This window comes from Streptomyces sp. NPDC005263, from assembly GCF_042872365.1.
GTDB lineage: Bacteria > Actinomycetota > Actinomycetes > Streptomycetales > Streptomycetaceae > Streptomyces.
The window spans coordinates 100,831-113,043 of record NZ_JBIAKJ010000006.1; the positions used below are offsets into that span (position 1 = coordinate 100,831).

Annotated in this window: 12 protein-coding genes; 7 read left to right on the top strand and 5 right to left on the bottom strand. The window is 71.7% G+C overall.

Going from position 1 to position 12,213, the window contains the following annotated elements; all coding sequences use genetic code 11:
* The first annotated feature begins 38 nt into the window (after window positions 1-38).
* The 3 genes from ACFYRY_RS26525 to ACFYRY_RS26535 all read left to right on the top strand — a co-directional run bounded on the left by ACFYRY_RS26525 (window position 39) and on the right by ACFYRY_RS26535 (window position 2,556).
* Window positions 39-635, top strand: coding sequence for a DUF5998 family protein (locus ACFYRY_RS26525; protein WP_389150531.1), 597 nt, complete (start codon window positions 39-41; stop codon window positions 633-635).
* Entirely contained in the window at window positions 635-1,837 is a 1,203-nt protein-coding gene (locus ACFYRY_RS26530; protein WP_389150533.1) for an alkaline phosphatase family protein, read from the top strand. The genes ACFYRY_RS26525 and ACFYRY_RS26530 overlap by 1 nt, the downstream gene beginning before the upstream one ends.
* A gap of 68 nt (window positions 1,838-1,905) precedes the next feature.
* Window positions 1,906-2,556 (top strand): thymidine kinase, encoded by a 651-nt coding sequence (locus ACFYRY_RS26535; protein ID WP_389150536.1) that lies wholly within the window; start codon window positions 1,906-1,908, stop codon window positions 2,554-2,556.
* A gap of 45 nt (window positions 2,557-2,601) precedes the next feature.
* Here ACFYRY_RS26535 and ACFYRY_RS26540 read toward each other — a convergent pair whose 3' ends face one another.
* Window positions 2,602-3,405, bottom strand: a complete 804-nt coding sequence (locus ACFYRY_RS26540; protein ID WP_389150539.1) for a VOC family protein — start codon at window positions 3,403-3,405, stop codon at window positions 2,602-2,604.
* A 423-nt stretch (window positions 3,406-3,828) separates the two neighbouring features.
* On the opposite strand from ACFYRY_RS26540, the gene ACFYRY_RS26545 reads away from it, so the two are divergent.
* On the top strand, window positions 3,829-4,680 hold the full coding sequence (locus tag ACFYRY_RS26545) for a sulfurtransferase (RefSeq protein WP_389150541.1): 852 nt from the start codon (window positions 3,829-3,831) through the stop codon (window positions 4,678-4,680).
* Between the two features lie 85 nt (window positions 4,681-4,765).
* Here ACFYRY_RS26545 and sepH read toward each other — a convergent pair whose 3' ends face one another.
* The 3 genes from sepH to ACFYRY_RS26560 all read right to left on the bottom strand — a co-directional run bounded on the left by sepH (window position 4,766) and on the right by ACFYRY_RS26560 (window position 8,744).
* Window positions 4,766-5,815, bottom strand: coding sequence for a septation protein SepH (gene sepH, locus ACFYRY_RS26550; RefSeq protein WP_389150544.1), 1,050 nt, complete (start codon window positions 5,813-5,815; stop codon window positions 4,766-4,768).
* A gap of 411 nt (window positions 5,816-6,226) precedes the next feature.
* Entirely contained in the window at window positions 6,227-7,546 is a 1,320-nt protein-coding gene (locus ACFYRY_RS26555) for a D-arabinono-1,4-lactone oxidase (RefSeq protein WP_389150546.1), read from the bottom strand.
* A complete protein-coding gene (locus ACFYRY_RS26560; RefSeq protein WP_389150549.1) occupies window positions 7,506-8,744 on the bottom strand; it encodes an MFS transporter in 1,239 nt (412 codons plus the stop codon). Before ACFYRY_RS26560 ends, ACFYRY_RS26555 begins: the two co-directional genes overlap by 41 nt.
* Before the next feature lie 200 nt (window positions 8,745-8,944).
* Between ACFYRY_RS26560 and ACFYRY_RS26565 the strand changes: the two genes are divergently transcribed.
* Complete coding sequence (locus tag ACFYRY_RS26565) at window positions 8,945-10,072, top strand: ferrochelatase (protein WP_389150552.1); 1,128 nt, start codon at window positions 8,945-8,947, stop codon at window positions 10,070-10,072.
* A gap of 8 nt (window positions 10,073-10,080) precedes the next feature.
* Window positions 10,081-10,896, top strand: a complete 816-nt coding sequence (locus ACFYRY_RS26570) for an inositol monophosphatase family protein (protein WP_389150555.1) — start codon at window positions 10,081-10,083, stop codon at window positions 10,894-10,896.
* Between the two features lie 71 nt (window positions 10,897-10,967).
* Here ACFYRY_RS26570 and ACFYRY_RS26575 read toward each other — a convergent pair whose 3' ends face one another.
* Window positions 10,968-11,141: a hypothetical protein gene (locus tag ACFYRY_RS26575; protein ID WP_166662679.1), complete on the bottom strand. Its 174-nt coding sequence runs from the start codon at window positions 11,139-11,141 to the stop codon at window positions 10,968-10,970.
* 416 nt (window positions 11,142-11,557) lie between these two features.
* Here ACFYRY_RS26575 and ACFYRY_RS26580 point away from each other — a divergent pair, with 416 nt between their 5' ends.
* Window positions 11,558-12,211, top strand: a complete 654-nt coding sequence (locus tag ACFYRY_RS26580) for a response regulator transcription factor (RefSeq protein WP_356762691.1) — start codon at window positions 11,558-11,560, stop codon at window positions 12,209-12,211.
* Window positions 12,212-12,213: the final 2 nt, after the last annotated feature.

Genomic DNA, 12,213 nt, shown 5'->3' on the forward strand with positions numbered 1-12,213 from the left:
GCCCGGAGCGTGCCGGGCAGTCAGCGGGCCACCGTAGGATGGACGTCATGGCCAAGACCAGTACGACGACCCAGGGGCTGCGAACGGCGATCGAGCGCAGCGGCTACTACCCGGCCCTCGTGGCCGAGGCGGTGGAGGCCGCGGTGGGCGGCGATCCCATCCGGTCGTACCTGGTCCACCAGGAGACGACGTTCGACCAGAACGAGGTGCGGCGGCACGTGACGGTGCTGGTCCTCACCGGCAACCGCTTCATCGTCAGCCACACCGACGAGCAGGCCGCCGACGGCACCTCCCCGACGCCGTACGCCACCACCTCCACCGAGTCCGTGAAGATCGACCGGGTCTCGTCGGTCGTGGTCAGCCGGGTGGTCGCCAACCCTGAGCAGTACCAGCCCGGCACTCTGCCCCGTGAGGTGGTCCTGACCATCGGCTGGGGCGCGGTCTCCCGTATCGACCTGGAGCCCGCCGCCTGCGGCGACCCCAACTGCGAGGCCGACCACGGCTACACCGGAAGTTCCACGGCGGACGACCTGAGCCTGCGGGTCAGCGAGGCCGGGGACGGTCCGGAGACGGTGCGCCAGGCGCTCGTCTTCGCTCAGGCCATCTCCGAGGCGACCGCGGACGCCACCCGCTGATGGCGCATCCCGCCTCCGCCTGGGACCACCATCCGGAACCACTCGCCCTCGACTCGGCGCCCGTCCCCGCGTACGGCAGCGGATCCCTCGCCGACCTGCTGCCCACCCTGGCCGCGGGTATGGCCGTACCGGGGACGACCGCGACCCTCTCCGAGCTTGCCCCCGCCGACCGGAACTGCGTGTTCCTGATCGACGGGCTCGGCTGGGAGCAGTTGAGGGCGCATCCGGACGAGGCGCCCTTCATGACCTCGCTCCTCGGCAGCTCGCGCGGCGGCACCGGCCGGCCGCTCACCACCGGCTTCCCGGCGACCACCGCCACCTCCCTCGCCTCCGTCGGCACCGGACTGCCGCCCGGCGCGCACGGCCTGCCCGGCTACACGGTGCGCAATCCGGCCACCGGTGAGCTGATGAACCAGCTGCGCTGGCAGCCGTGGACGGCGCCGGCGGTCTGGCAGCCGCACCCCACGGTCTTCCAACTGGCCGAGCGGGCAGGGGTGCACGCGGCCCAGGTCTCGTCCCCCACCTTCGAGAGCACCCCGCTGACCAAGGTCGCGCTCAGCGGCGGTACGTTCCACGGCCGGGTGACGGGCGAGGAGCGGATGGACCTCGCGGCCGAGCAACTGGCCGCGGGTGACCGCTCCCTGGTCTACACGTACTACGCCGAGGTCGACGGCGCCGGCCACCGTTTCGGCGTCGACTCCGACACCTGGCGCGGCCGGCTGATGTACGTCGACCGGCTGGTCCAGCGACTGGCCGAGCAACTGCCGCCGCGTACCGCGCTGTACGTCACCGCCGACCACGGCATGATCGACGTCCCCTTCGACGAGCAGCACCGCATCGACTTCGACGAGGACTGGGAACTGCGCGCCGGGGTCGCCCTGCTGGGCGGCGAGGGCCGCGCCCGCCATGTCTACGCGGTCCGGGGCGCCGAGAACGACGTCCTGACCTGCTGGCGCGAGGTGCTCGGCGAACAGTTCTGGGTGGCCTCACGGGACGAGGCGATCGCCGCGGGCTGGTTCGGGCCGCCGGAGCAGATCGAGCGACGTGTCCACGACCGTCTCGGCGACGTGGTGGCCGCCGCCCGTGACGACGTCCTGATCATCGCCTCGGAGCGGGAGCCCAAGGAGTCAGCGATGGTCGGCAACCACGGTTCGATGACCCCTGCCGAGCAACTGGTCCCGTTGCTCGAAGTACGCTCCTGAGGTCTTCAGGACCCTGCTGAAGTCTTCAGGCCCACCTCCCTCCGCGACCGAAAGGTGTTCGACCCGCCATGCCCGAGCTGGTGTTCTTCTCCGGAACGATGGACTGCGGGAAGAGCACTCTGGCGCTCCAGATCGGACACAACCGCTCAGCCAGGGGGCTTCAGGGCGTGATCTTCACGCGGGACGACCGGGCGGGGGAGGGGAAGCTCTCCTCCCGGCTGGGCCTGGTGACGGAAGCGGTCGAGGCGGCTCCGGACATGGATCTGCACGCCTACCTGGTGGACCAGTTGTCGAAGGGCGGCAGGGTCGACTACGTGATCGTGGACGAGGCGCAGTTCCTCGCCCCGCAGCAGATCGACCAGTTGGCACGCGTCGTGGACGACCTGGGTCTGGACGTCTTCGCCTTCGGTATCACCACCGACTTCCGGACGAAGCTGTTCCCCGGCTCGCAACGGCTGATCGAGCTGGCGGACCGGATCGAGACCCTCCAGGTCGAGGCGATGTGCTGGTGCGGGGCGCGTGCCACGCACAACGCCCGCACCGTGGACGGCGAGATGGTCGTCGAGGGCGAGCAGGTCGTCGTCGGCGACGTGAACGGCTCCGCCGCGGAGGTCGGTTACGAGGTGCTGTGCCGACGTCACCACCGCCGCCGGGTGACCAGCGCCTCCGCCCACGCCGGCGCGCTCTCGCCCGACGTCCTGCCGGTCGCCTCCGGCTGACAGACTTGACTCCTCGGTCAGGGACCTGGCGCCACGAGGGCTCCGTCAACGTGCGCTGCGGATGAGCGAGAACCGGGCACCCTCGGGATCCGCGACCGTCGCCGCGCGGCCGTGCGGGGTGTCGTGCGGCGGCTTCAGGAGGCGGCCGCCGAGGGCGACGAGGCGGGCGGCCGCCTCGTCCGTGTCCAGGACTTCGAAGTACGTCATCCAGTGCGGCCCCAGGTCGCGGAGCTGGGCCTGGCCCACGCCGTGGAGGCCGGCCACGGGGCGGTCGCCGAGGCGCAGGGTCACATGGTCGGTGTCGGCGGCGCCCGCCGGCTCCTCCTCGTAACCGAACACCGTCTCGTAGAACTTGGCGACGCTCGCGGTCTCGAAGGTGAGCAGTTCGTGCCAGGCGGGTGCGCCGGGCGCCCCGTCCAGGGACGTACCGAGGTGCCCCGCCGCCTGCCACACGCCGAAGACCGCACCCGAGGGGTCCGAGCCGATCACCAGCCGCCCGGCGTCGTCCGCGTCGAGCGGCCCCACCCCGACCGTGCCACCGCACAGCCGTACCGTTTCAGCGGTCAGGTCCACGTCGTCCGAGGCGAGGTAGGGCGTCCAGGCCAGGGGAAGGTGGCGGTCGGGCGGCAGCTGGCCTATGCCGGCCACCTCGTGCCCGTCGAGCAGGGCCCGGACGTAGGGACCGAGCTGCTGCGGCCCCGGTCGGAACTCCCAGCCGAACAGCGAACCGTAGAAGTCCTGGGTCGTCGCCATCCCGTGCACCATCAGGCTCACCCAGCAGGGTGTGCCGGGCACCGGCCGTTTGTGCTTCCTGTCGTGCGGGCCGGCCGACCGCCTCGGTTCGGTCATCGTCACTCTCTTCTCGGCCTCTCGCGGCGGCCGTGTCGCTTCACTTCCGCTCTGCCGGGACCGGTGCGTACGTGCCCCGTGCCGACGCGGTCCGTCCGGACCTGCCCCGCGTCGGCGGAGCCGTGCGTGCGCGGTCCGAGCGGTCCGGAGCCCGCGGCCGCGGTTCCCTTGCGCGGGGACCCCTGCCGATGCTCGCACCACCCGCGCGTACGCGCGCCCCGGGCGCGCCGCCGTGCGGTGCCCCGTGGCCGCAGAATGTCCGTCGTACGCCGCCCGGGCCGTTACCGTGCGATGTCCGCCGGGTGGCGATCGGCTGTACAGCATGTGCCCGATCCCGTACGAACGGCGATCGAGCAACGCTAGGCCGAGCAGGTGGCCCCGGACCTGGACGACGCGGCCACCCGGTGCGCGAGGATGGTGGCCATGAACGCCATCATCTCCGCATCCGAACTCGCCGACGGCCTGACGGGCGACAACCCGCCGGTCCTGCTCGACGTCCGCTGGCAGCTGAGCGTGGCCAAGGCCGCCGGGGAGCCGCCCTTCGACGGGCGGGCCGAGTACGCCGCCGGGCACATCCCGGGGGCCGTCTTCGTGGACCTGGACCGGGAGCTCGCCGGGCCCCCCGGCACCGGCGGCCGGCACCCACTGCCCGACCTCACGGAGTTCGGCGCCGCCATGCGCGCCGAGGGTGTCTCCTCAGGCACGCCGGTGGTCGTGTACGACGGCGGGCAGGGCTGGGCGGCCGCCCGCGCCTGGTGGCTGCTGCGCTGGACGGGTCACCCGAACGTGCGAGTCCTCGACGGCGGGTTGCCGTCCTGGCGGGGCGCACTGTCGACGGACACGCCCCAACCGGCAGTGGGCGATTTCCGGCCGAGGCCGGACGCGGCGGGCTTCCTCGACGCGGACGCGGCCGCGGCGCTGGCCCGCTCCGGGGTGCTGCTGGACGCCCGGGCGGGGGAGCGCTACCGGGGCGAGGTGGAGCCGATCGACCGGGTCGGCGGCCACATCCCGGGCGCCGTCTCCGCACCCACCACCGAGAACGTGGCGGTGGACGGCCGCTTCCTCCCGGCGGAGGAACTGGCCGCCCGCTTCAAGGAGCTGGGCGTGTCCGGCGACTCGGCGGTCGGTGTCTACTGCGGTTCCGGCGTCTCCGGCGCTCACGAGGTGCTGGCCCTGGCGGTGGCGGGCGTCCCGGCCGCGCTGTACGTCGGTTCCTGGTCGGAGTGGTCCTCGGACCCGTCGCGTCCGGTCGCCGTCGGGCCCGACCCCCAGTAGAGGGACGACCGAAGGGCCCGCGCCGACCGGCGCGGGCCCTTCGGTCGTTGCGTACCGCCCTCGTGCGGCGTGTGCTGTACGAGGGCTACTCCTGTTTCTTCCGTCTCGTGCCGAACACGATCTCGTCCCAGCTCGGGACCGCCGCCCGACGTCCCGGACGGACGCCGTCCGCCTCGGCCTGGCGGTCGGTGGAGCCGACGAGGCGGTCGCGATGGCCGCCGACGGAACGCGGCATGAGGACGTCCGCGTAGGCCGAACCGGCCGAGGCCGCGGGAGCGGGGGGCTCCTCGGCCTCGGACTCCAAGGCGGGTTCCTCCTCCTCGGGGGCCTCCTCGGACGGACTCTCCGGAACCACCAGGTCGCCCCGGAAGCTCGGCACCGCCTCCAGCAGGCTGGTCAGCGAGTCCCGTTCGCCCGCACTCGCGCTCGCGGTCTCGTCGGCCGGTTCGAGAGCCGGCGCGGGCAGGCTCGGCCGGTCAAGGGTGCGGTCCAGCGGACGGTCACGCGGCAGTCGTGCGATGCGCGGTACGAAGGGAAAGCTGGGCTCCGGCGCGGCCGCGAGGTCCTCGGACTCACCGATCAGCGAGCGTGCCTCCGCGTCGACGGCCTGCACGAGCCGCCGGGGCGGGTCGTACGTCCAGCTCGCCGAGTGGGGTTCGCCCGCGACCAGATAGACCAGCAGGACCTCCCAGGTGCCGTCGTCGCGGCGCCACGAGTCCCACTGCACGGTGTCCTTCTCGGCGCCGCGCAGGGTCAGCCGCTCCTGGACGGCCTCGCCCAGCTGCGGTCCCGTGTTCTCGCCGGGGCGGCGCACCGGGGTCTTCCGGGCCCGCTCGGCCATGAAGGCGCGTTCGGCCAGCACCGGACCCTCGAAGCGGCGTACCCGGTCCACGGGGATCCCGGCCATCTGCGCGACCTCTTCCGCGGTCGCGCCGGCGCGTATACGCGCCTGGATGTCACGGGGGCGGAGATGGCTCTCCACCTCGATCTCGATCTGGCCGAGGCGGGGACGGTCGCCGCGCACGGCAGCGCGCAGGCGTTCGTCGATCGGAAGCGTGTACTCCGTTGCGTCGGCAGCCTTCAGCACCAGCCGTGTGCCGTCATTGGAGACGGCCACGACACGCAGTTCGGGCATGGGGACCTCCCGGGTGGTGCCTGCCGACGTCACGTGCGTCGCTGCTTCCGCTAGTCGAGTGTGACCTGCCCGGGTGCAGCCTGTCACAACCTTGCCGAGTTGCCCGGCGTGTCGGGCACGGGCCCTGGATCGCCGTTATGGCACGGTTACCTATTCGCAACGCTAAGTGACATAGTCCGTCACCCTGTGCAACTAGCCCCCTCCCGGCGGTCCTTGAAGGTCGCGGACGCCCTGGCGGGAGACCGAACCCAGGGCTCGCAACAGTACTCCATTCGAGCCACCTGCGTGGATGGGCGCGCCGCCCGACTTCTCCGGTCGGACGGCGTCTGGGTGCCCCGCAGCGGATTCCGGGACCTCGGAGGTGGCGTCCTTCACGCGATCACCGGAAACGGAACCAACGACTTCGCGTGCCTACGCCCCCAACACCCGCCGCAGATAGGCGTTCTGGAAACGGCGGTCCGGGTCGAGCCGGTCCCGCAGCGCCGTGAACTCGCCGAACCGCGGGTAGACCCCGTCCAGGTACTCGGCGTCGCGCGTGTGCACCTTGCCCCAGTGCGGCCGGCCCTCGTACGCCGTGAAGATGCGCTCGGCGGCGGTGAAGTACGCGTGGTAGGGCGCCCCCTTGACCAAGTGGACGGCGATGTACGCGCTGTCCCGGCCGGACGCCGTGGACAACGTGATGTCGTCGGCCGGGGCAGTCCGCACCTCGACCGGGAAGCTGATCCGCAGGCCGGAGCGCTCGACCATCGTCCGCAGCTCGCGCAGCGCCTCGGTCACCGCGGCGCGCGGAACGGCGTACTCCATCTCCACGAAGCGCACCCGGCGCGGTGAGGTGAAGACCTTGAACGGGATGTCGGTGTAGGTCCGGGCGGACAGGGCCTTGCTGGAGACCCGGGCGATCGTGGGGATCGTGGCGGGCGCCGCACGTCCCACCCACTGCGCCACCTGGAAGACGCCGTTGGAGAGGAACTCGTCCTCGAACCAGCCCGCCAGCTGCCCCACCGGCTGTTCCGGACCCGCGCTGCGGTTGTTGCGCTTGGTGTTGGTGCTGCCGGTGTGCGGGAACCAGTAGAACTCGAAGTGCTCGTTCTCGGCCCACAGTTGGTCGAACTCGGCAAGGACACGGTCGAAGGGCATCGGTTCCTCACGGGCCGTGAGCAGGAAGATCGGCTCCACGGCGAAGGTGATCGCGGTGACGATGCCGAGGGCGCCCAGACCTGTTCGGGCGGCCGCGAACACCTCCGGGTTCTCCTTCTGCGAGCAGGTGAGGAGCGAGCCGTCGGCCGTGACCAGTTCCAGGCCGGTGATCTGCGCGGCGATCGAGCCCGACTCGCGGCCCGTGCCGTGGGTGCCGGTGCTGGTGGCCCCGGAGACGGTCTGCTCCATGATGTCGCCCATGTTGGTCAGCGACAGACCTTCGCGGGCCAGGGCCACGTTGAGCCGCTTGAGCGGGGTGCCCGCCTCGACCGTGACCTCGCCGGCGGCACGGTCGATGGTGCGGATGCCGGTCAACAGGTGCGGGCGTATCAACACACCGTCGGTGGCGGCGATGGACGTGAAGGAGTGCCCGGTTCCGACGGCCTTCACCTTCAGCCCGTCCTCGGCGGCCTTCCGTACGGCGTCCGCCAGCTCGTCGACCGAGGCGGGAGTGACCTCCCGCGCGGGACGGGCTGTGACGTTGCCGCCCCAGTTACGCCACGTGCCGTTCTTCCCGCTCGCTGTGCTGCTCAACGGTGCCTCCCCGACGCGGAGCCGGCCTGCTGAGCCGGCGGTACCCGAGGAAACCGACCGCGACCGCGACGGCTCCGGACACCGCCGGAACCCCGTACCCGGCCCGCGCGCCGGCGGCGTCGATCACCCAGCCGGACACGGAGGAGCCGAGCGCGACCCCGACCGCCAGGCCGGTGCTCACCCAGGTCATGCCCTCGGTCAGTTGCGCGCGTGGTACGTGCTGCTCGATCAGGGACATCGTCGTGATCATCGTGGGAGCGATGGACAGACCCGCAACGAACAGCGCCACGGCCAGAAACGGCAAGTTTCCGACCAGTAGGAGGGGGATCATACTCACGGCCATCGCACACACGCCCATCAGCCAGCGGGGTTCGGCCGTCCCCTTGACGTGCAGCAGCCCGAACACGATTCCCGCCGTGCACGAGCCCGCCGCGTAGAGCGCGAGGACCAGGCTCGCGGCGCTCTTGTGCCCCTGCTCCTCGGCGAAGGCGACGGTGACCACGTCCACCGCCCCGAAGATCGCGCCGGTCGCCACGAAGGTCGCCACCAGGACCTGGAGACCGGGGGAGCGCAGGGCCGTACCGGTCTCCTGCTGCGTGCGCGGATGCGGGGCGGGCTCGGTGGCCCGCTGGGCGGTCAGCCAGAAGACGCCGACCGCGAGGAAAGCCGCGGCGAGCAGCGGGCCGGCCTCCGGGAACCAGGCCGTGGACAGTCCGATGGAGATGATCGGCCCGAAGATGAAGCAGACCTCGTCGATCACCGATTCGAAGGAGTACGCGGTGTGCAACTGCGGGGTGCCCCGGTAGAGCGCCGCCCAGCGGGCCCGGATCATCGCGCCGACGCTCGGCACACAGCCGACGCCGGCGCCGAACACGAACAGCGTCCAGTCCGGCCACCGGTAGTGAGCGGCGATCAGCAGCCCGGTGGCCGAGACGAGCGAGATCAGGGTCGCCGGGCGCAGCACCCGACGCTGGCCGTGGCGGTCAACCAGCCGTGAGACCTGCGGGCCCGCCACGGCGGCGGCCAGCGCGATGGTCGCCGACAGCGCGCCGGCCAGACCGTAGCGGCCGGTGAGCTGGGAGATCATCGTGACCACGCCGATGCCCATCATCGACAGCGGCATCCGGCCGAGAAGTCCCGCGGCGGAGAAACGCCTGGAGCCGGGGGCGGCGAACAGGGCGCGGTAGGGACTGGGCACGGGGTCTCCGGACGGGCGGGAGCGGGGCGGCTCGGTGAGGGGCTCGGCGAGGCGGGCTCGGTAAGGCGCGAAACCGCTGATACAGCTTACGAGTCAGGCGCGCCTGACGCACGTGGATGGACGTGGATGGACGTGGTGGGAACCAGGGTGGTCACCCCGCCGTTTCCCGGCTGTCAGTACCTGATGACAGGATCGATCCCATGCCAGACGCGCTCGAAGCCACCCCCTACGACGCCCTGCTCCTGCTCTCGTTCGGCGGCCCGGAGGGGCCGGAGGACGTCGTCCCGTTCCTGGAGAACGTGACGCGCGGGCGCGGAATCCCCAAGGAACGCCTCAAGGAAGTCGGGCAGCACTACTTCCTGTTCGGCGGGGTCAGCCCCATCAACGACCAGAACCGCGCCCTGCTGGACGCCCTGCGCAAGGACTTCGCCGGCCACGGCCTGGACCTGCCGGTCTACTGGGGCAACCGCAACTGGGCTCCCTATCTGACGGACGCCCTGCGCGAGATGGCCGGCGACGGCCGCCGCCGCGTCCTGGTCCTCGCCACCAGTGCCTACGCCTCCTACTCGGGATGCCGCCAGTACCGGGAGAACCTCGCCGAGTCGCTGGCCGCCCTTCGGGCCGAGGGTCTGGAGCCGCCGAAGGTCGACAAGCTGCGGCACTACTTCAATCACCCGGGCTTCCTGGAGCCCATGATCGACGGCGTGCTCGACTCCCTCGCCGACCTTCCCGAGGACGTCCGTGACGGCGCGCACATCGCCTTCACGACCCATTCGATCCCGATCGCCTCCGCGGACACCTCGGGCCCGGTCGAAGGACACGGCGACGGCGGCGCGTACGTCAAGCAGCACCTGGACGTGGCCCAGCTCGTCGCCGACGCCGTCCGTGAGCGCACCGGCGTCGACCACCCCTGGCAGCTCGTCTACCAGTCCCGCTCCGGCGCCCCGCACATCCCGTGGCTGGAGCCCGACATCTGCGACCACCTTCAGGAGCGGCACGCGGCCGGGGTACCGGCGGTCGTCATGGCGCCCATCGGTTTCGTCTCCGACCACATGGAGGTCATGTACGACCTCGACACGGAGGCGACGGCCAAGGCCGAGGAGCTGGGCCTGCCGGTCCGCCGCTCGGCCACCGTCGGCGCCGACCCCCGGTTCGCCGCAGCGATCCGCGACCTCGTCCTGGAGCGCGCCGCCGTCGAGCGCGGGCAGGAGGTCACGCCGTGCGCGCTGGGGACGCTCGGCGCCGACCACAACCTGTGCCCCATCGGCTGCTGCCCGGCCCGCGCCCCCCGTCCCGCTGCCGCGGGCGCCGACAGCCCCTACGCGTGAGGAGCCCCGTGACCGACCCCCTGCACTCGGAACTGCTCGCCCTCGCCCAGGAGGCCGCAAGCCGCGCCGGCGCCCTGCTGCGGGACGGCCGCCCGGCCGACCTCGCGGTCGCCGCGACCAAGTCGAGTCCGATCGACGTGGTCACCGAGATGGACATCGCGGCGGAGAAGCTGATCACCGACCTGATCAGCCGGCACCGCCCTGACGACGGGTTCCTCGGTGAGGAAGGGGCCTCCACCGAGGGCACCAGTGGGATCCGCTGGGTGATCGACCCGCTCGACGGCACGGTCAACTACCTGTACGGGCTGCCGACCTGGTCCGTCTCCATCGCCGCAGAACAGGACGGCGAGACCGTCGTCGGCGTCGTCGCGGCACCGATGCGCGGCGAGACGTTCCACGCGGTACGGGGCTCGGGAGCCTGGGCCACCGGCGGCTGGGACGGCGAGCGGGAACTGGCCTGCCGCCCGGCCCCGCCCCTGGAGCAGGCCCTGGTGTCGACCGGCTTCAACTACGTCACCGAGGTCCGCGTCCACCAGGCCGAGGTCGCCCGGAAGCTGATCCCGTTGCTGCGCGACATCCGGCGCGGTGGCTCGGCGGCGGTCGACCTGTGCGATCTCGCCGCGGGGCGCCTCGACGGCTACTACGAACGCGGCCTGCACCCCTGGGACCTCGCGGCGGGAGACCTCATCGCCCGTGAGGCGGGCGCCCTGACCGGTGGACGCCCAGGAGAGCGCCCCGCACACGCCCTCACGGTCGCGGGCACCCCAGGCGTCTTCGAGCCCCTCCAGCGGCTCCTGGAGGACTTCGGCGCCTGGCACGACTGAAGGGGCCGGCAGTGAAGCGGGGCCCCGGCGCTGGATTCGCCGGGGCCCCGCTGTCGTGCTGTGCGAGCTGATCAGACGCGCGACGCGCCGACCTCCACACCGTGGTCGGCGGCGAGGCGGCGCAGGTCGTCGAGCTCGGCCTGCTCAACCTCGACGAGGAAGTCGTCGCCCTCGTCGCGAGCCCGCGTCAGGTCGGACTCGGTCGCCTTTATGCGCTGCAGAAGTCCTGCGGTGAATGCGTCCATGCTGCGCCCCCTCGTCCAGGGTCGTGGGTCGGTGGCACGGGGGTGTGCCGTTGGGAAGGGGCGATCACGTCTCCAGTAGATGCCCAGCGCCATGCCCTGCCGGGCGGCGACGGTGCCGGACACCCACGCCCACTCTGCGCAAATGGAACGCGGGGTGCCGCATGGTGGTACGGCACAAACAGAGCGTGATCGCGGGGTGTAAAGCCGTCCTCCCCCCGCTCCCCTCCACGGAAACCTCAACCCGGCGAGAAAATCTCCCATTCCCGAGCCTCGCACCCGTTCTTCAGGCGGCTCTCACCCGTCTTACAGCCGACTTATGGCCGAAAAGGGCAGGATGGAGGCCAACACACTCAACCGAAACCCCTGCCCGCGCGGGCCGAGAAGCTACGCGGGTGGACACAGGAAGGACAAGCGACGTGCGCGTACTCGTCGTCGAGGACGAGCAGCTGCTCGCCGATGCCGTGGCCACCGGACTGCGCCGGGAGGCCATGGCCGTCGACGTCGTGTACGACGGGGCGGCCGCCCTGGAGCGCATCGGCGTCAACGACTACGACGTGGTGGTTCTCGACCGGGACCTGCCGCTCGTGCACGGCGACGACGTCTGCCGCAAGATCGTCGAACTCGGCATGCCCACCCGCGTGCTGATGCTCACGGCGTCCGGCGATGTCAGCGACCGCGTCGAGGGGCTGGAGATCGGCGCCGACGACTACCTCCCCAAGCCCTTCGCCTTCAGCGAGCTGACGGCACGCGTGCGAGCCCTCGGCCGGCGCACCAGTGTGCCGCTGCCACCGGTCCTGGAGCGCTCCGGCATCAAGCTCGACCCGAACCGCCGGGAGGTCTTCCGGGACGGCAAGGAGGTGCAGCTCGCGCCCAAGGAGTTCGCCGTGCTGGAGGTGCTGATGCGCAGCGAGGGCGCGGTGGTCTCCGCGGAGCAGCTCCTGGAGAAGGCCTGGGACGAGAACACGGACCCCTTCACCAACGTCGTGCGCGTCACCGTCATGACCCTGCGCCGCAAGCTGGGCGAACCTCCCGTCATCGTGACCGTCCCCGGCTCCGGCTACCGGATCTGATC

Bases quoted from the DNA above. Each gene is read 5' to 3' on its own strand.
- ACFYRY_RS26575 (WP_166662679.1), bottom strand. From the start codon at position 11,141: ATGGACGCATTCACCGCAGGACTTCTGCAGCGCATAAAGGCGACCGAG.
- ACFYRY_RS26565 (WP_389150552.1), top strand. From the start codon at position 8,945: ATGCCAGACGCGCTCGAAGCCACCCCCTACGACGCCCTGCTCCTGCTC.
- ACFYRY_RS26530 (WP_389150533.1), top strand. From the start codon at position 635: ATGGCGCATCCCGCCTCCGCCTGGGACCACCATCCGGAACCACTCGCC.
- ACFYRY_RS26525 (WP_389150531.1), top strand. From the start codon at position 39: ATGGACGTCATGGCCAAGACCAGTACGACGACCCAGGGGCTGCGAACG.
- ACFYRY_RS26540 (WP_389150539.1), bottom strand. From the start codon at position 3,405: ATGACCGAACCGAGGCGGTCGGCCGGCCCGCACGACAGGAAGCACAAA.
- ACFYRY_RS26535 (WP_389150536.1), top strand. From the start codon at position 1,906: ATGCCCGAGCTGGTGTTCTTCTCCGGAACGATGGACTGCGGGAAGAGC.
- sepH (WP_389150544.1), bottom strand. From the start codon at position 5,815: ATGCCCGAACTGCGTGTCGTGGCCGTCTCCAATGACGGCACACGGCTG.
- ACFYRY_RS26545 (WP_389150541.1), top strand. From the start codon at position 3,829: ATGAACGCCATCATCTCCGCATCCGAACTCGCCGACGGCCTGACGGGC.